The 22,091-nt window shown below is 61.6% G+C and carries 1 protein-coding gene; it reads left to right on the top strand.

All coding sequences use genetic code 11. The features are described 5' to 3' along the window. The first annotated feature begins 32 nt into the window (after positions 1-32). A complete protein-coding gene (locus tag MKK04_RS00665; RefSeq protein WP_241106146.1) occupies positions 33-22,019 on the top strand; it encodes an immunoglobulin-like domain-containing protein in 21,987 nt (7,328 codons plus the stop codon). The last annotated feature ends 72 nt before the right edge of the window (positions 22,020-22,091 follow it).

The raw sequence follows: 22,091 nt of genomic DNA on the forward strand, positions 1-22,091 counted from the left end.
GAAGTACCCCATCGGGTCACACGGAGAGTCCAATGAGCAGCGTTGTAGCCATCGTCAAAAGTATTGTCGGCCAGGTTATTGCGGTATCCCCAGAGGGCATCCGGCGTGTTCTGATCGAAGGGGACCGCCTGCTGGCCGGTGAGGAAGTGCTCACTGGCCCGGGCGGTGCAGTTACGTTGGAACTGGCCGATGGCCGTCTGCTCGACCTGGGTCGCGACAGCCAGTGGAGCGCTGATGCGCCGGGCAGCAGCACCGACCTGAGTCAGGCGACCGCACAGGCCGCGCCGTCGGTGGAAGAGCTGCAACAGGCGATCGCTGCCGGTGTCGACCCGACTACCGAGCTTGAAGCGACTGCTGCTGGCCCATCGGCAGCAGGCGGTGGTGGCGCGCTGGGTGGTGGTCACAGCTTTGTCATGCTCGAAGAAACAGCGGGCCGGGTCGACCCTACCGTCGGCTTCGCGACTGACGGGCTGGGCTTTGCAGCCGTGCTTGATAGCGAAGAGGTTGGCGTGCTGGATAGCACCAGCAACAACCAGGTGGATACGCCGACGACGGACACCAGCGTCGCTACCGATCTGGTTCTTGGCGCTACCCCTTCCATCAGCGAAGCGGGGGGCGTAATCGTTTATACCGCTACGGTTGGCCAGGCGCCGACCACCAATCTGGTGGTCACCCTGTCCAACGGTGCCGTAATCGTCATTCCGGCCGGGCAGACCACTGGTAGCACCAACGTCGTGGTCCCGGCGAATGATACCCCGTATATCGACGGTGGCCAGATTTCGGCGACTGTAACGGGCACCACCGGGGGCGGCGGGCTAACGGTGACAGTGCCGCAAACACCAGCGGTTACCCAGGTTACCGATACCATTGACACCACTACGGCGACGCTGACTGCTTCGCCAAGCGTCACCGAAGGTGGCGTGATCACCTACACCGTGACCCTGAGCAACCCGGCCCAGACCCCGGTGACCGTGACCCTGTCCAATGGCCAGACCATCACCATCGAGGCAGGCAAGACCCAGGGCAGTGTCGACTTCCAGACGCCGGCCAACGACGTCTACAACAACGGCTCTACCGTCAGCACCACGATTACCGGTGCGACCGGTGGCAACTTCGAGCAGTTGGTGCCGAACCCGACACCGGCTCAGACCACCATCAACGACTCGGTCGACACCACCACCGCGACCCTGACCGCTTCGCCAAGCGTCACCGAAGGTGGCGTCATCACCTACACCGTGACCCTGAGCAACCCGGCCCAGACCCCGGTGACCGTAACCCTGTCCAATGGCCAGACCATCACCATCGAGGCTGGCAAGACCCAGGGCAGTGTCGACTTCCAGACGCCGGCCAACGATGTCTACAACAACGGCTCGACCGTCAGCACCACGATTACCGGTGCGACCGGTGGCAACTTCGAGCAGTTGGTGCCGAACCCGACGCCGGCTCAGACCACCATCAATGATTCGGTGGACACCACCACCGCGACCCTGACTGCTTCGCCAAGCGTCACCGAAGGTGGCGTGATCACCTACACCGTGACCCTGAGCAACCCGGCCCAGTCGCCGGTGACCGTAACCCTGTCCAATGGCCAGACCATCACCATCGAAGCCGGCAAGACCCAGGGCAGCGTCGACTTCGAAACCCCGGCCAATGACGTCTACAACAACGGCTCGACCGTCAGCACCACGATTACCGGTGCGACCGGTGGCAACTTCGAGCAGTTGGTGCCGAACCCGACGCCGGCTCAGACCACCATCAATGATTCGGTGGACACTACCACCGCGACCCTGGCTGCTTCGCCAAGCGTCACCGAAGGTGGCGTGATCACCTACACCGTGACCCTGAGCAACCCGGCCCAGTCGCCGGTGACCGTAACCCTGTCCAATGGCCAGACCATCACCATCGAGGCTGGCAAGACCCAGGGCAGTGTTGACTTCGAAACCCCGGCCAATGACGTCTACAACAACGGCTCGACCGTTAGCGTGACCATCGAGAACGCCACGGGCGGTAACTTCGAGCAGTTGGTGCCGAACCCGACGCCGGCTCAGACCACCATCAATGACTCGGTCGACACCACCACCGCGACCCTGACGGCGAACCCGTCGGTGACCGAAGGCGGCGTGATCACCTACACCGTGACCCTGAGCAACCCGGCGCAGACTCCGGTGACCGTAACCCTGTCCAATGGCCAGACCATCACCATCGAGGCTGGCAAGACCCAGGGCAGCGTCGACTTCGAAACCCCGGCCAATGACGTCTACAACAACGGCTCGACCGTCAGCACCACGATTACCGGTGCGACCGGTGGCAACTTCGAGCAGTTGGTGCCGAACCCGATGCCGGCTCAGACCACCATCAACGACTCGGTCGACACCACCACCGCGACCCTGACGGCGAACCCGTCGGTGACCGAAGGCGGCGTGATCACTTACACCGTGACCCTGAGCAACCCAGCGCAGACCCCGGTGACCGTGACCCTGTCCAATGGCCAGACCATCACCATCGAGGCCGGTAAGACCCAGGGCAGTGTTGACTTCCAGACGCCGGCCAACGACGTTTACAACAACGGCTCGACCGTCAGCGTGACCATCGAAAGCGCCACGGGCGGCAACTTCGAGCAACTGACGCCGAACCCGACGCCGGCTCAGACCACCATCAATGACTCGGTCGACACCACCACCGCGACCCTGACTGCTTCGCCAAGCGTCACCGAAGGTGGCGTGATCACCTACACCGTGACCCTGAGCAACCCAGCGCAGACCCCGGTGACCGTGACCCTGTCCAATGGCCAGACCATCACCATCGAGGTTGGCAAGACCCAGGGCAGTGTTGACTTCGAAACCCCGGCCAATGACGTCTACAACAACGGCTCGACCGTTAGCGTGACCATCGAGAACGCCACGGGCGGTAACTTCGAGCAGTTGGTGCCGAACCCGACGCCGGCTCAGACCACCATCAACGACTCGGTCGACACCACCACCGCGACCCTGACGGCGAACCCGTCGGTGACCGAAGGCGGCGTGATCACCTACACCGTGACCCTGAGCAACCCGGCGCAGACTCCGGTGACCGTAACCCTGTCCAATGGCCAGACCATCACCATCGAGGCTGGCAAGACCCAGGGCAGCGTCGACTTCGAAACCCCGGCCAATGACGTCTACAACAACGGCTCGACCGTCAGCACCACGATTACCGGTGCGACCGGTGGCAACTTCGAGCAGTTGGTGCCGAACCCGATGCCGGCTCAGACCACCATCAACGACTCGGTCGACACCACCACCGCGACCCTGACGGCGAACCCGTCGGTGACCGAAGGCGGCGTGATCACTTACACCGTGACCCTGAGCAACCCAGCGCAGACCCCGGTGACCGTGACCCTGTCCAATGGCCAGACCATCACCATCGAGGCCGGTAAGACCCAGGGCAGTGTTGACTTCCAGACGCCGGCCAACGACGTTTACAACAACGGCTCGACCGTCAGCGTGACCATCGAAAGCGCCACGGGCGGCAACTTCGAGCAACTGACGCCGAACCCGACGCCGGCTCAGACCACCATCAATGACTCGGTCGACACCACCACCGCGACCCTGACTGCTTCGCCAAGCGTCACCGAAGGTGGCGTGATCACCTACACCGTGACCCTGAGCAACCCAGCGCAGACCCCGGTGACCGTGACCCTGTCCAATGGCCAGACCATCACCATCGAGGTTGGCAAGACCCAGGGCAGTGTTGACTTCGAAACCCCGGCCAATGACGTCTACAACAACGGCTCGACCGTTAGCGTGACCATCGAGAACGCCACGGGCGGTAACTTCGAGCAGTTGGTGCCGAACCCGACGCCGGCTCAGACCACCATCAACGACTCGGTCGACACCACCACCGCGACCCTGACGGCGAACCCGTCGGTGACCGAAGGCGGCGTGATCACCTACACCGTGACCCTGAGCAACCCGGCGCAGACTCCGGTGACCGTAACCCTGTCCAATGGCCAGACCATCACCATCGAGGCCGGTAAGACCCAGGGCAGTGTTGACTTCCAGACGCCGGCCAACGACGTTTACAACAACGGCTCGACCGTCAGCGTGACCATCGAAAGCGCCACGGGCGGCAACTTCGAGCAACTGACGCCGAACCCGACGCCGGCTCAGACCACCATCAATGACTCGGTCGACACCACCACCGCGACCCTGACTGCTTCGCCAAGCGTCACCGAAGGTGGCGTGATCACCTACACCGTGACCCTGAGCAACCCAGCGCAGACCCCGGTGACCGTGACCCTGTCCAATGGCCAGACCATCACCATCGAAGCCGGCAAGACCCAAGGCAGCGTCGACTTCGAAACCCCGGCCAATGACGTCTACAACAACGGCTCGACCGTCAGCACCACGATTACCGGTGCGACCGGTGGCAACTTCGAGCAGTTGGTGCCGAACCCGACGCCGGCTCAGACCACCATCAATGATTCGGTGGACACTACCACCGCGACCCTGGCTGCTTCGCCAAGCGTCACCGAAGGTGGCGTGATCACCTACACCGTGACCCTGAGCAACCCGGCCCAGTCGCCGGTGACCGTAACCCTGTCCAATGGCCAGACCATCACCATCGAGGCTGGCAAGACCCAGGGCAGTGTTGACTTCGAAACCCCGGCCAATGACGTCTACAACAACGGCTCGACCGTTAGCGTGACCATCGAGAACGCCACGGGCGGTAACTTCGAGCAGTTGGTGCCGAACCCGACGCCGGCTCAGACCACCATCAATGACTCGGTCGACACCACCACCGCGACCCTGACGGCGAACCCGTCGGTGACCGAAGGCGGCGTGATCACCTACACCGTGACCCTGAGCAACCCGGCGCAGACTCCGGTGACCGTGACCCTGTCCAACGGCCAGACCATCACCATCGAGGCCGGTAAGACCCAGGGCAGTGTTGACTTCCAGACGCCGGCCAACGACGTTTACAACAACGGCTCGACCGTCAGCGTGACCATCGAAAGCGCCACGGGCGGCAACTTCGAGCAACTGACGCCGAACCCGACGCCGGCTCAGACCACCATCAATGACTCGGTCGACACTACCACCGCGACCCTGACTGCTTCGCCAAGCGTCACCGAAGGTGGCGTGATCACCTACACCGTGACCCTGAGCAACCCGGCCCAGTCGCCGGTGACCGTAACCCTGTCCAATGGCCAGACCATCACCATCGAGGCTGGCAAGACCCAGGGCAGTGTTGACTTCGAAACCCCGGCCAATGACGTCTACAACAACGGCTCGACCGTCAGCACCACGATTACCGGTGCGACCGGTGGCAACTTCGAGCAGTTGGTGCCGAACCCGACGCCGGCTCAGACCACCATCAACGACTCGGTCGACACCACCACCGCGACCCTGACGGCGAACCCGTCGGTGACCGAAGGCGGCGTGATCACTTACACCGTGACCCTGAGCAACCCAGCGCAGACTCCGGTGACCGTAACCCTGTCCAATGGGCAGACCATCACCATCGAGGCTGGCAAGACCCAGGGCAGCGTCGACTTCGAAACCCCGGCCAACGACGTCTACAACAACGGCTCGACCGTCAGCACCACGATTACCGGTGCGACCGGTGGCAACTTCGAGCAGTTGGTGCTGAACCCGACGCCGGCTCAGACCACCATCAATGATTCGGTGGACACCACCACCGCGACCCTGACTGCTTCGCCAAGCGTCACCGAAGGTGGCGTGATCACCTACACCGTGACCCTGAGCAACCCAGCGCAGACCCCGGTGACCGTGACCCTGTCCAATGGCCAGACCATCACCATCGAAGCCGGCAAGACCCAAGGCAGCGTCGACTTCGAAACCCCGGCCAACGATGTCTACAACAACGGCTCGACCGTTAGCGTGACCATCGAGAACGCCACGGGCGGTAACTTCGAGCAGTTGGTGCCGAACCCGACGCCGGCTCAGACCACCATCAATGACTCGGTCGACACCACCACCGCGACCCTGACGGCGAACCCGTCGGTGACCGAAGGCGGCGTGATCACTTACACCGTGACCCTGAGCAACCCAGCGCAGACCCCGGTGACCGTAACCCTGTCCAACGGCCAGACCATCACCATCGAGGCCGGTAAGACCCAGGGCAGTGTCGACTTCGAAACCCCGGCCAACGACGTCTACAACAACGGCTCGACCGTTAGCGTGACCATCGAGAACGCCACGGGCGGTAACTTCGAGCAGTTGGTGCCGAACCCGACGCCGGCTCAGACCACCATCAACGACTCGGTCGACACTACCACCGCGACCCTGACTGCTTCGCCAAGCGTCACCGAAGGCGGCGTCATCACCTACACCGTGACCCTGAGCAACCCGGCCCAGACCCCGGTGACCGTAACCCTGTCCAACGGCCAGACCATCACCATCGAAGCCGGCAAGACCCAAGGTAGCGTCGACTTCGAAACCCCGGCCAACGATGTCTACAACAACGGCTCGACCGTTAGCGTGACCATCGAGAACGCCACGGGCGGTAACTTCGAGCAGTTGGTGCCGAACCCGACACCGGCTCAGACCACCATCAATGACTCGGTCGACACCACCACCGCGACCCTGTCTGCTTCGCCAAGCGTCACCGAAGGCGGCGTCATCACTTACACCGTGACCCTGAGCAACCCGGCCCAGTCGCCGGTGACCGTAACCCTGTCCAACGGCCAGACCATCACCATCGAGGCCGGTAAGACCCAGGGCAGTGTCGACTTCCAGACGCCGGCCAACGACGTTTACAACAACGGCTCGACCGTCAGCGTGACCATCGAAAGCGCCACGGGCGGCAACTTCGAGCAACTGTCGCCGAACCCGACGCCGGCTCAGACCACGATCAACGACTCGGTCGACACCACCACCGCGACCCTGACTGCTTCGCCAAGCGTCACCGAAGGTGGCGTGATCACCTACACCGTGACCCTGAGCAACCCGGCCCAGTCGCCGGTGACCGTGACCCTGTCCAACGGCCAGACCATCACCATTGAGGCCGGTAAGACCCAGGGCAGTGTCGACTTCCAGACGCCGGCCAACGATGTCTACAACAACGGCTCGACCGTCAGCACCACGATTACCGGTGCGACCGGTGGCAACTTCGAGCAGTTGGTGCCGAACCCGACACCAGCTCAGACCACCATCAACGACTCGGTCGACACTACCACCGCGACTCTGACGGCGAACCCGTCGGTGACCGAAGGCGGCGTGATCACTTACACCGTGACCCTGAGCAACCCAGCGCAGACCCCGGTGACCGTAACCCTGTCCAACGGCCAGACCATCACCATCGAGGCCGGTAAGACCCAGGGCAGTGTCGACTTCCAGACGCCGGCCAACGACGTTTACAACAACGGCTCGACCGTCAGCGTGACCATCGAAAGCGCCACGGGCGGCAACTTCGAGCAGTTGGTGCCGAACCCGACGCCGGCTCAGACCACCATCAATGACTCGGTCGACACCACCACCGCGACCCTGACTGCTTCGCCAAGCGTCACCGAAGGCGGCGTGATCACCTACACCGTGACCCTGAGCAACCCGGCCCAGTCGCCGGTGACCGTGACCCTGTCCAATGGCCAGACCATCACCATCGAAGCCGGCAAGACCCAGGGCAGCGTCGACTTCGAAACCCCGGCCAATGACGTCTACAACAACGGCTCGACCGTCAGCACCACGATTACCGGTGCGACCGGTGGCAACTTCGAGCAGTTGGTGCCGAACCCGACCCCGGCTCAGACCACCATCAACGACTCGGTCGACACCACCACCGCGACCCTGACGGCGAACCCGTCGGTGACCGAAGGCGGCGTGATCACCTACACCGTGACCCTGAGCAACCCGGCGCAGACCCCGGTGACCGTGACCCTGTCCAATGGCCAGACCATCACTGTCGAGGCTGGCAAGACCCAGGGCAGCGTCGACTTCGAAACCCCGGCCAACGACGTCTACAACAACGGCTCGACCGTTAGCGTGACCATCGAGAACGCCACGGGTGGCAACTTCGAGCAGTTGGTGCCGAACCCGACGCCAGCTTCGACCGTTATCAGCGATAGCATCGATACCGTCACTGTAAGCATCGTCGGCAATGGCAGTGTGACCGAAGACCAGCAGCCTTCCTTCACTGTGAAAGTAAGCCAAGCGCTGGACCGGCCACTGACAGTAACCCTGTCGAACGGCGACACCGTGACCATCGAGGCCGGTAAAACCGAAGTCGAGTACAAGACCTCGGCCCAGGGTGACGATGTCATCAAGGACGCCAGCTCTATTACCCTTAGCGTTACCGACGCCACTGTTTCGGGTGCCACCTTTGAGAAGCTGGCCTTGGGTGGCCCGGCTACCGTTGAAATCTCGGACACCATCAGTGAGGTTGTGGCTAAGCTGACCGCGACCCCTTCGGTCACCGAAGGCGGCGAGATCACCTACACCATCACGCTGACCAACAAAGACGGCCTGCCGATCAACAATCACGGCGCGTTGACCTTCACGCTGAGCGACGGCAAGACCGTTATCACCGTACCGGCCAACGGCACGACTGGTTCGGTCACCGTCACTGCCCCGGACAACGTCTACACCGGCGCCAACGACCCTGTGGTCAAATCGATCGGTTCGGTCACTGGCGCTGACGTCGGCAAGTTCGAGCAGCTGACCCTGGACAAGACTCCGGTCAGCACCACCGTCACCGACGAGCCGGGTACCCCGGGCAACGAAGGCGACCTGGTACAGGTCACCATCACTGCCGACCAGGCCTCGGTGGCCGAGAACGTCAATCCGACCTTCACCGTGCACATCAACCAGGCGCTGGCCCACGACCTGGTCGTGACCCTGAGCAACAATGCCCAGGTCACCATCAAGGCTGGCGAAACCAGTGCCCCGTACACCCATGCTGCGCAGGGCGATGACGTCTATAACGACGCTGGCCAGATCAGCCTGGGCATCAGTTCGGCTGTGGATGCAACCGGTGCGACCTTCGAAAATCTGCAGCTGGGTGGTGCCGCTACGGTTCAAGTGACCGACACCACCGACGAAGTGGTGGCCAAACTGACCGCAACCCCTTCGGTCACCGAAGGCGGCGAGATCACCTACACCATCACGCTGACCAACAAAGACGGCCTGCCGATCAACAATCACGGCGCGTTGACCTTCACGCTGAGCGATGGCAAGACCGTTATCACCGTACCGGCCAACGGCACGACTGGTTCGGTTACTGTGACTGCCCCGGACAACGTGTATGTGGGTGCTAACGATCCGGTCGTGAAGTCCATTGCTACCGTTGATGGCGTTGACGTCGGCAAGTTCGAGCAGCTGACTCTGGACAAGACCCCGGTCAGCACCACCGTCACCGACGAGCCGGGTACCCCGGGCAACGAAGGCGACCTGGTACAGGTCACCATCACTGCCGATCAGGCCTCGGTGGCCGAGAACGTCAATCCGACCTTCACCGTGCACATCAACCAGGCGCTGGCCCATGACCTGGTCGTGACCCTGAGCAACAATGCCCAGGTCACCATCAAGGCTGGCGAAACCAGTGCCCCGTACACCCATGCTGCGCAGGGCGATGACGTCTATAACGACGCTGGCCAGATCAGCCTGGGCATCAGTTCGGCTGTGGATGCAACCGGTGCGACCTTCGAAAATCTGCAGCTGGGTGGTGCCGCTACGGTTCAAGTGACCGACACCACCGACGAAGTGGTGGCCAAACTGACCGCAACCCCTTCGGTCACCGAAGGCGGCGAGATCACCTACACCATCACGCTGACCAACAAAGACGGCCTGCCGATCAACAATCACGGCGCGTTGACCTTCACGCTGAGCGATGGCAAGACCGTTATCACCGTACCGGCCAACGGCACGACTGGTTCGGTTACTGTGACTGCCCCGGACAACGTGTATGTGGGTGCTAACGATCCGGTCGTGAAGTCCATTGCTACCGTTGATGGCGTTGACGTCGGCAAGTTCGAGCAGCTGACTCTGGACAAGACCCCGGTCAGCACCACCGTCACCGACGAGCCGGGTACCCCGGGCAACGAAGGCGACCTGGTACAGGTCACCATCACTGCCGATCAGGCCTCGGTGGCCGAGAACGTCAATCCGACCTTCACCGTGCACATCAACCAGGCGCTGGCCCATGACCTGGTCGTGACCCTGAGCAACAATGCCCAGGTCACCATCAAGGCTGGCGAAACCAGTGCCCCGTACACCCATGCTGCGCAGGGCGATGACGTCTATAACGACGCTGGCCAGATCAGCCTGGGCATCAGTTCGGCTGTGGATGCAACCGGTGCGACCTTCGAAAATCTGCAGCTGGGTGGTGCCGCTACGGTTCAAGTGACCGACACCACCGACGAAGTGGTGGCCAAACTGACCGCAACCCCTTCGGTCACCGAAGGCGGCGAGATCACCTACACCATCACGCTGACCAACAAAGACGGCCTGCCGATCAACAATCACGGCGCGTTGACCTTCACGCTGAGCGATGGCAAGACCGTTATCACCGTACCGGCCAACGGCACGACTGGTTCGGTTACTGTGACTGCCCCGGACAACGTGTATGTGGGTGCTAACGATCCGGTCGTGAAGTCCATTGCTACCGTTGATGGCGTTGACGTCGGCAAGTTCGAGCAGCTGACTCTGGACAAGACCCCGGTCAGCACCACCGTCACCGACGAGCCGGGTACCCCGGGCAACGAAGGCGACCTGGTACAGGTCACCATCACTGCCGATCAGGCCTCGGTGGCCGAGAACGTCAATCCGACCTTCACCGTGCACATCAACCAGGCGCTGGCCCATGACCTGGTCGTGACCCTGAGCAACAATGCCCAGGTCACCATCAAGGCTGGCGAAACCAGTGCCCCGTACACCCATGCTGCGCAGGGCGATGACGTCTATAACGACGCTGGCCAGATCAGCCTGGGCATCAGTTCGGCTGTGGATGCAACCGGTGCGACCTTCGAAAATCTGCAGCTGGGTGGTGCCGCTACGGTTCAAGTGACCGACACCACCGACGAAGTGGTGGCCAAACTGACCGCAACCCCTTCGGTCACCGAAGGCGGCGAGATCACCTACACCATCACGCTGACCAACAAAGACGGTCTGCCGATCAATAACCACTCGGCCCTGACCTTCACCCTGAGCGATGGCAAGACCGTCATCACCGTGCCGGCCAACGGCACGACTGGTTCGGTTACCGTCACTGCCCCGGACAACGTCTACACCGGCGCCAACGACCCTGTGGTCAAATCGATCGGTTCGGTCACTGGCGCTGACGTCGGCAAGTTCGAGCAGCTGACCCTGGACAAGACTCCGGTCAGCACCACCGTCACCGACGAGCCGGGTACCCCGGGCAACGAAGGCGACCTGGTACAGGTCACCATCACTGCCGACCAGGCCTCGGTGGCCGAGAACGTCAATCCGACCTTCACCGTGCACATCAACCAGGCGCTGGCCCACGACCTGGTCGTGACCCTGAGCAACAATGCCCAGGTCACCATCAAGGCTGGGGAAACCAGTGCACCGTACACCCATGCGGCGCAGGGCGATGACGTCTATAACGATGCTGGCCAGATCAGCCTGGGCATCAGTTCGGCTGTGGATGCAACCGGTGCGACTTTCGAAAATCTGCAGCTGGGTGGTGCCGCTACGGTTCAAGTGACCGACACCACCGACGAAGTGGTGGCCAAACTGACCGCAACCCCTTCGGTCACCGAAGGCGGCGAGATCACCTACACCATCACGCTGACCAACAAAGACGGTCTGCCGATCAATAACCACTCGGCCCTGACCTTCACCCTGAGCGATGGCAAGACCGTCATCACCGTGCCGGCCAACGGCACGACTGGTTCGGTTACCGTCACTGCCCCGGACAACGTCTACACCGGCGCCAACGACCCTGTGGTCAAATCGATCGGTTCGGTCACTGGCGCTGACGTCGGCAAGTTCGAGCAGCTGACCCTGGACAAGACTCCGGTCAGCACCACCGTCACCGACGAGCCGGGTACCCCGGGCAACGAAGGCGACCTGGTACAGGTCACCATCACTGCCGATCAGGCCTCGGTGGCCGAGAACGTCAATCCGACCTTCACCGTGCACATCAACCAGGCGCTGGCCCATGACCTGGTCGTGACCCTGAGCAACAATGCCCAGGTCACCATCAAGGCTGGCGAAACCAGTGCCCCGTACACCCATGCTGCGCAGGGCGATGACGTCTATAACGACGCTGGCCAGATCAGCCTGGGCATCAGTTCGGCTGTGGATGCAACCGGTGCGACCTTCGAAAATCTGCAGCTGGGTGGTGCCGCTACGGTTCAAGTGACCGACACCACCGACGAAGTGGTGGCCAAACTGACCGCAACCCCTTCGGTCACCGAAGGCGGCGAGATCACCTACACCATCACGCTGACCAACAAAGACGGTCTGCCGATCAATAACCACTCGGCCCTGACCTTCACCCTGAGCGACGGCAAGACCGTCATCACCGTGCCGGCCAACGGCACGACTGGTTCGGTCACTGTGACTGCCCCGGACAACGTGTATGTGGGTGCTAACGATCCGGTCGTGAAGTCCATTGCTACCGTTGATGGCGTTGACGTCGGCAAGTTCGAGCAGCTGACCCTGGACAAGACCCCGGTCAGCACCACCGTCACCGACGAGCCGGGTACCCCGGGCAACGAAGGTGACCTGGTCAAGGTCACCATCACTGCCGACCAGGCCTCGGTGGCCGAGAACGTCAATCCGACCTTCACCGTGCACATCAACCAGGCGCTGGCCCACGACCTGGTCGTGACCCTGAGCAACAATGCCCAGGTCACCATCAAGGCTGGCGAAACCAGCGCAGCGTACGAGCACGCGGCGCAGGGCGATGATGTCTATCTGGATAGCGGCGAAATCACCCTCGGCATCACCTCGGCGGTGGATGTCGATGGTCGGCCGTTCGAAAACCTGCAGTTGGGTGGCGCCGCCTCGGTTCAGGTTACTGACACGATCAGCGAAGTTGTGGCCACACTGACAGCAACCGAGACCGTAACCGAAGGTGGTCAGATCACCTACACCGTGACCCTGACCAACCAAGACGGTCTGCCGATCAGCAACCACTCGGCATTGACCTTCACCCTGAGCGACGGCAAGACCACTATTACCGTGCCGGCCAACGGTACCACGGGTTCGGTCACCGTAACGGCCCCTGACAACGTCTATACCGGTGCGAACGCACCGGTCGAGCAGAGCCTGAAATACGTCAGCGGCGCTGATGCGTGGAAATTCGAGCACCTGACGTTGAACGAAACCAAGGTTAGCACCGAGGTCACCGACGAGCCTGGTTCGGGTACCCCGGGCACCGGCAACCAGGGTGACGTGGTCAAGGTCACCATCACTGCTGACCAGACTTCGGTAGCCGAGAACGTCAAACCGAGCTTCACTGTGCATATCAACACTGCACTGGATCATGACCTTGTCGTGACCCTGAGTAACGATGCACAGGTCACCATCAAAGCCGGTCAGACTTCGAGCGAACCTTATGTCCATGCGGCACAGGGTGACGACGTCTATCTGGATAGCGGCGAAATTTCCCTCGGCATCAAGTCGGCGTCGGACATCGACGGTCGTACCTTCGAGAACCTGCAACTGGGCGAGAACGCTTCGGTCAAGGTTACCGACACAATCGACGAAGTTGTGGCAAAACTGACTGCAACCGAGACTGTCAGCGAAGGTGGACAGATCACCTATACCGTGACCCTGACCAACAAAGACGGTCTGCCGATCAACAGCCACTCGGCCCTGACCTTCACCCTGAGCGACGGCAAGACCGTTATCACCGTCCCGGCCAATGGTACGACCGGTTCGGTCACCGTGACCGCCCCGGACAATGTCTATAGCGGTGCGAACGCTCCGGTCGAGCAGAGCTTGAAATACGTCAGTGGCGCTGATGCATGGAAATTCGAACAGCTGACGCTGGACGAAACCAAGGTCAGCACCGAAGTCACCGACGAGCCTGGCTCGGGCACCCCGGGCACCGGCAACCAAGGCGACCTGGTGCAGGTCACCATCACCGCCGATCAGGCGTCGGTGGCCGAGAACGTCAATCCGACCTTCACCGTGCACATCAACCAGGCGCTGGCCCACGACCTGGTCGTGACCCTGAGCAACAATGCCCAGGTCACCATCAAGGCTGGGGAAACCAGTGCACCGTACACCCATGCTGCGCAGGGCGATGACGTCTACAACGACGCTGGCCAGATCAGCCTGGGCATCAGTTCGGCTGTGGATGCAACCGGTGCGACTTTCGAAAATCTGCAGCTGGGTGGTGCCGCTACGGTTCAAGTGACCGACACCACCGACGAAGTGGTGGCCAAGCTGACCGCGACCCCTTCGGTCACCGAAGGCGGCGAGATCACCTACACCATCACGCTGACCAACAAAGACGGTCTGCCGATCAATAACCACTCGGCCCTGACCTTCACGCTGAGCGACGGCAAGACCGTCATCACCGTGCCGGCCAACGGCACGACTGGTTCGGTTACCGTCACTGCCCCGGACAACGTCTACACCGGCGCCAACGAGCCTGTGGTCAAATCGATCGGTTCGGTCACTGGCGCTGACGTCGGCAAGTTCGAGCAACTGACCTTGGACAAGACCCCGGTCAGCACCACCGTCACCGACGAACCTGGCTCGGGCACCCCGGGTACCGGCAACCAAGGCGACCTGGTGCAGGTCACCATCACCGCCGATCAGGCGTCGGTGGCCGAGAACGTCAAGCCGACCTTCACCGTGCACATCAACCAGGCGCTGGCCCACGACCTGGTCGTGACCCTGAGCAACAATGCCCAGGTCACCATCAAGGCTGGCGAAACCAGTGCACCGTACACCCATGCGGCGCAAGGCGATGACGTCTACAACGATGCTGGCCAGATCAGCCTGGGCATCAAGTCCGCTGTGGACGTTGATGGTCGTACCTTCGAGAACCTGCAACTGGGCGGCGACGCTACGGTCCAAGTGACCGACACCACCGACGAAGTGGTGGCCAAGCTGACCGCGACCCCTTCGGTCACCGAAGGCGGTGAGATCACCTACACCATCACGCTGACCAACAAAGACGGTCTGCCGATCAATAACCACTCGGCCCTGACCTTCACCCTGAGCGACGGCAAGACCGTCATCACCGTGCCGGCCAACGGCACGACTGGTTCGGTCACTGTGACTGCCCCGGACAACGTGTATGTGGGTGCTAACGATCCGGTCGTGAAGTCCATTGCTACCGTTGATGGCGCTGACGTCGGCAAGTTCGAGCAGCTGACCCTGGACAAGACCCCGGTCAGCACCACCGTCACCGACGAGCCGGGTACCCCGGGCAACGAAGGCGACCTGGTACAGGTCACCATCACTGCCGATCAGGCCTCGGTGGCCGAGAACGTCAATCCGACCTTCACCGTGCACATCAACCAGGCGCTGGCCCATGACCTGGTCGTGACCCTGAGCAACAATGCCCAGGTCACCATCAAGGCTGGCGAAACCAGTGCACCGTACACCCATGCGGCGCAAGGCGATGACGTCTACAACGATGCTGGCCAGATCAGCCTGGGCATCAAGTCCGCTGTGGACGTTGATGGTCGTACCTTCGAGAACCTGCAACTGGGCGGCGACGCTACGGTCCAAGTGACCGACACCACCGACGAAGTGGTGGCCAAGCTGACCGCGACCCCTTCGGTCACCGAAGGCGGTGAGATCACCTACACCATCACGCTGACCAACAAAGACGGTCTGCCGATCAATAACCACTCGGCCCTGACCTTCACCCTGAGCGACGGCAAGACCGTCATCACCGTGCCGGCCAACGGCACGACTGGTTCGGTCACTGTGACTGCCCCGGACAACGTGTATGTGGGTGCTAACGATCCGGTCGTGAAGTCCATTGCTACCGTTGATGGCGCTGACGTCGGCAAGTTCGAGCAGCTGACCCTGGACAAGACCCCGGTCAGCACCACCGTCACCGACGAGCCGGGTACCCCGGGCAACGAAGGCGACCTGGTACAGGTCACCATCACTGCCGATCAGGCCTCGGTGGCCGAGAACGTCAATCCGACCTTCACCGTGCACATCAACCAGGCGCTGGCCCATGACCTGGTCGTGACCCTGAGCAACAATGCCCAGGTCACCATCAAGGCTGGCGAAACCAGTGCACCGTACACCCATGCGGCGCAAGGCGATGACGTCTACAACGATGCTGGCCAGATCAGCCTGGGCATCAAGTCCGCTGTGGACGTTGATGGTCGTACCTTCGAGAACCTGCAACTGGGCGGCGACGCTACGGTCCAAGTGACCGACACCACCGACGAAGTGGTGGCCAAGCTGACCGCCACCCCTTCGGTCACCGAAGGCGGCGAGATCACCTACACCATCACGCTGACCAACAAAGACGGCTTGCCGATCAACAATCACGGCGCGTTGACCTTCACGCTGAGCGATGGCAAGACCGTCATCACCGTGCCGGCCAACGGCACGACTGGTTCGGTCACCGTCACTGCCCCGGACAACGTCTACACCGGCGCCAACGACCCTGTGGTCAAATCGATCGGTTCGGTCACTGGCGCTGACGTGGGCAAGTTCGAGCAACTGACCCTGGACAAGACCCCGGTCAGCACCACCGTCACCGACGAACCTGGCTCGGGCACCCCGGGTACCGGCAACCAAGGCGACCTGGTGCAGGTCACCATCACCGCCGATCAGGCGTCGGTGGCCGAGAACGTCAATCCGACCTTCACTGTGCACATCAACCAGGCGCTGGCCCATGACCTGGTCGTGACCCTGAGCAACAACGCCCAGGTCACCATCAAGGCTGGGGAAACCAGTGCACCGTACACCCATGCTGCGCAGGGCGATGACGTCTATAACGATGCTGGCCAGATCAGCCTGGGCATCAAGTCCGCTGTGGACGTTGATGGTCGTACCTTCGAGAACCTGCAGCTGGGCGGCGACGCTTCGGTTCAGGTGACCGACACCACCGACGAAGTGGTGGCCAAACTGACCGCGACCCCTTCGGTCACCGAAGGCGGCGAGATCACCTACACCATCACGCTGACCAACAAAGACGGTCTGCCGATCAATAACCACTCGGCCCTGACCTTCACGCTGAGCGACGGCAAGACCGTCATCACCGTGCCGGCCAACGGCACGACTGGTTCGGTTACCGTCACTGCCCCGGACAACGTCTACACCGGCGCCAACGACCCTGTGGTCAAATCGATCGGTTCGGTCACTGGCGCTGACGTCGGCAAGTTCGAGCAACTGACCTTGGACAAGACCCCGGTCAGCACCACCGTCACCGACGAACCTGGCTCGGGCACCCCGGGTACCGGCAACCAAGGCGACCTGGTGCAGGTCACCATCACCGCCGATCAGGCGTCGGTGGCCGAGAACGTCAAGCCGACCTTCACTGTGCACATCAACCAGGCGCTGGCCCACGACCTGGTCGTGACCCTGAGCAACAATGCCCAGGTCACCATCAAGGCTGGGGAAACCAGTGCACCGTACACCCATGCTGCGCAAGGCGATGACGTCTACAACGATGCTGGCCAGATCAGCCTGGGCATCAAGTCCGCTGTGGACGTTGATGGTCGTACCTTCGAGAACCTGCAACTGGGCGGCGACGCTACGGTCCAAGTGACCGACACCACCGACGAAGTGGTGGCCAAACTGACCGCAACCCCTTCGGTCACCGAAGGCGGCGAGATCACCTACACCATCACGCTGACCAACAAAGACGGTCTGCCGATCAATAACCACTCGGCCCTGACCTTCACGCTGAGCGACGGCAAGACCGTTATCACCGTACCGGCCAACGGCACGACTGGTTCGGTCACCGTCACTGCCCCGGACAACGTCTACACCGGCGCCAACGACCCTGTGGTCAAATCGATCGGTTCGGTCACCGGCGCTGACGTGGGCAAGTTCGAGCAACTGACCCTGGACAAGACCCCGGTCAGCACCACCGTTACCGACGAACCTGGCTCGGGCACCCCGGGTACCGGCAACCAAGGCGACCTGGTGCAGGTCACCATCACCGCCGATCAGGCGTCGGTGGCCGAGAACGTCAAGCCGACCTTCACTGTGCACATCAACCAGGCGCTGGCCCATGACCTGGTCGTGACCCTGAGCAACAACGCCCAGGTCACCATCAAGGCTGGCGAAACCAGTGCACCGTACACCCATGCTGCGCAAGGCGATGACGTCTACAACGATGCTGGCCAGATCAGCTTGGGCATCAAGTCCGCTGTGGACGTTGATGGTCGTACCTTCGAGAACCTGCAGCTGGGCGGCGACGCTTCGGTTCAGGTGACCGACACCACAGACGAAGTGGTGGCCAAGCTGACCGCGACCCCTTCGGTCACCGAAGGCGGCGAGATCACCTACACCATCACGCTGACCAACAAAGACGGTCTGCCGATCAACAATCACGGCGCGCTGACCTTCACGCTGAGCGATGGCAAGACCGTCATCACCGTGCCGGCCAACGGCACGACTGGTTCGGTCACCGTCACTGCCCCGGACAACGTCTACACCGGCGCCAACGACCCTGTGGTCAAATCGATCGGTTCGGTCGCCGGCGCTGACGTGGGCAAGTTCGAGCAACTGACCCTGGACAAGACCCCGGTCAGCACCACCGTCACTGACGAGCCTGGCTCGGGCGTTCCGGGTACAGGCAACCAGGGCGATGTCGCCACGGTCGGCATCAGCGGCACCACGTCACTGACCGAAGGCGAAACCGGCCACTACACGCTGACCTTGAGCAATGCGTCCAAGGCCGAGGTCACGATCACCCTCAGCTACAGCGGCACCGCCAAGAATGGCGAGGACTTCACCGGTATCACCACTGTGAAGATCCCGGCCAACAGCAACGGCACCACGTTCGACATCGCGACCATCGACGACAAGCTGGTCGAGGGTATCGAGAACTTCACTGTGAAGATCGAAACCGCCACCGGTGGAGGCTTCGAGAACCTGAAGGTCGACAGCAACAATGCCAGCGTGACCACAGCCATCCTCGACAACGACCACCTGCCGGTTTCGCCTGGCGGTGCGGTGTTTGGCGTGGAAGACACCGCCTACGTGTTTGCCTGGAGTGACTTCAAAGTCACCGATGCCGACAGCAACACCGGCCTGTCCGTGACCATTACCTCGCTCCCGGCCGCCGGCAGCTTGCAGTTCTTCAATGGTACTGCATGGGTGAATGTGGCCGTCGGCCAAGTGGTCAGCCAGGCTGACATCACGGCCCAGAACCTGAAGTTCGTCCCGGCCCTCAACCAGTCGGGTGGGGACAGCTACGGTGGCAACGGCGTGGGGAACCAGCAGGCTGACTACGCGCAGTTCAAGTTCAAGCCGAACGATGGCACCAACCTGGGCAGCGAAGTGACCATGAAGGTCGATATCAGTCCGGTTGCAGACAAGCCGACCCTGAGCTTCGGCAGCGCAGATTTCGACTCCAAAGGCCTGACCAAGGAAGTCTGGACCAGCCTCAAAGGCCTGGGTACTGGTGGTAATGGTATTACCGGCGAAGACCTGAAGACGGTCTTTGCCAACTCCGGCAATGCCAACGCCAGCAGCACCACCACCAATGTGCAGTCCGATGGCAGCGTCGGCGCTGGCACCGGCTCGAAAACGTCGGGCCTGATTTATCTGGAAGCCGGCAAGACCTACACCTTCAGCGGGACCGCCGACGATAGCTTCGTGGTCACCATTGGTGGCAAGACCGTGGTCACGGCCACCTGGGGGGCCGGTGGCCAGATCTCGGGTACCTTCACCCCGAACAACAGTGGCTACTACCCGATCGAGGTCTACCATGCCAACCAGTCTGGCCCAGGCAGCTATGACCTGAACATCCAGGCAGGCTCGGGTGCGGTCACTGACCTGAGCAGCTCGAACCTGAAGATGTACCAAAGCGTGACCGAGATGGCCAACGCCGGCCTGGGCGTGTCCGACCTGCACACCGTCAATGGGCAGAGCTACTACGACGGCTACAAGTTCAATGAAGGGCCGGAAGGTGGTTCGGTGAAACTGGTCAGCATCTCTACCGCCCTGACCGACACCGATGGCTCCGAGAGCTTGAGCGTGACCCTCAGCGGTATTCCGAAAGGTACCGTGCTGAGCGATGGTGCAGGCCACACTGTCACGGTCGGTACTGGACCAGTCGATGTGACGGGCTGGAAACTGAGCAGCCTGACCTTGACTCCACCGGCCTATTACAAAGGTTCGTTCGACGTTACCGTCACCTCGGTTGCCACTGAAAGCCTGGGCGGTTCGGCCGTTACCACCGGCAACATCCCGGTGACCGTATACGCTGCGACCTACAAGGCCAGTGTCGGTACCTCGGGCAGCGATACGCTGAACGGCAGCGAAGGCAACGACATCATGGTCGCCGACGTGTCTGGCCTGAACGTGGTTCAGGGCAAGAACTACAACATTGCCTTTATTGTCGACAGCTCGGGCAGCATGAGTGACAAGTCGATTTCGGACGCGAAGACGCAGCTGGCCTCGGTGTTCAATACGCTCAAGGCCAGCCTGGGCTCCGATACCTCGGGCACGGTCAACATCTTCCTGGTGGACTTCGATACCCAGGTCAAGCAGAACGTGGCGGTGAACCTTGCCGACCCGAATGCCTTGAGCAAGCTGCAGAACGTACTGAACTCCATGGCAAGCGGCGGCGGTACCAACTACGAAGACGCGTTCAAGGCCACGGCCAACTTCTTCAAGAGCGCCATGGCCAGCAGTAACGCCAATGCGGAGAACCTGACTTACTTCATCACTGACGGCAAGCCGACCTACTACCAGAGCGGGGAGAATACCAACCCGCGGCTGTGGACCAATGGCAAGTACCTGGATGACGTGGTCAACGTCAACAACTACAAACTTGGCGATACCTTCAGTGGCTGGGCCGACTCGACTCACAAAGTCGAGATCAGCAGCAGTGGCACGGTCAAGGTCCTGACCTACAGCGAGAACAAGAAAGGTGAGTTGGTGCTTCAGTCCACCAGCACCGTCGGCACCTTGCATGCTCAGGGCGATGGCACCTACGAGTTCTCCAGCCTGGACGGTTCTGGCTACGGTGAGTATTGGAACTATCAGGAGTCGGCAGCAGGCACCACCGCGAGCTTCAGCTTGCTCGGTGGCGTCAACGGCGTGAGTAAAGTGCAGGCCATCGGCTTGAATAGCGATGTCACGCTGAACGATCTGAAGCCTTACGACTCCGCTGGCAAACCACAGGCAGGCATTGATCCGTCGGATCTGGCCAAGGCGATTCTCGGCCATTCCGAGGCGATTCTGCCGGGCGCTGACAGCATCGATGGTGGTAACGGCAACGACATCATCTTCGGTGACCTGATTACTCTCAACGGTGTCGTCAGTGAGGGCTATCAGGCGCTGCAGACGTACGTGGCGCAAAAGAGCGGTGTCGAAGCCAGTTCCATCACCACCAGTAATGTCCACCAGTACATTACCGAGCACTACACCGAGTTCGATATCTCCGGTGCCAACGACGGTAAAGACTTGCTGTCCGGCGGCAATGGCAACGACATCCTCTTCGGTCAAGGTGGCGATGACGTGCTTGATGGTGGCAAGGGTAACGACATCCTGCTGGGCGGTAGCGGCAAGGACACCCTGATCGGTGGCCAGGGCCACGATATCCTGATTGGCGGCAGCGGTTCTGATACCTTCGTGTGGAAGGCTGGCGATACCGGCAATGACGTCATCAAGGACTTCAACGTAGGCGAAAAAGACAAGATCGACTTGAGCGACCTGCTGCAGAACGAGAAGGGCAGCACCATCGACAACTACCTGAAACTCACCACGGTGGACGGTACGACGACGCTGCAGGTCAGCAGCGAAGGCAAGCTCAATGCCGAAGGTGGCCTGGCCAACGCCGACGTGACCATCAAGCTGGAAGGGGTGAACTGGTCCAACACCACGATCAACTCGTTGATCAGCGGTGCTGACCCGACCATCATCATCCACAACAAGGACAGCTGATTGCTCATGCGCTAGCGGGCTGCCCTGCAGCCCGATTGCCGGCAAGCCGGCTCCCACAGGTACTGTGCAGCT

The sequence above is a fragment of the Pseudomonas sp. LS.1a genome (genome assembly GCF_022533585.1).
GTDB lineage: Bacteria > Pseudomonadota > Gammaproteobacteria > Pseudomonadales > Pseudomonadaceae > Aquipseudomonas.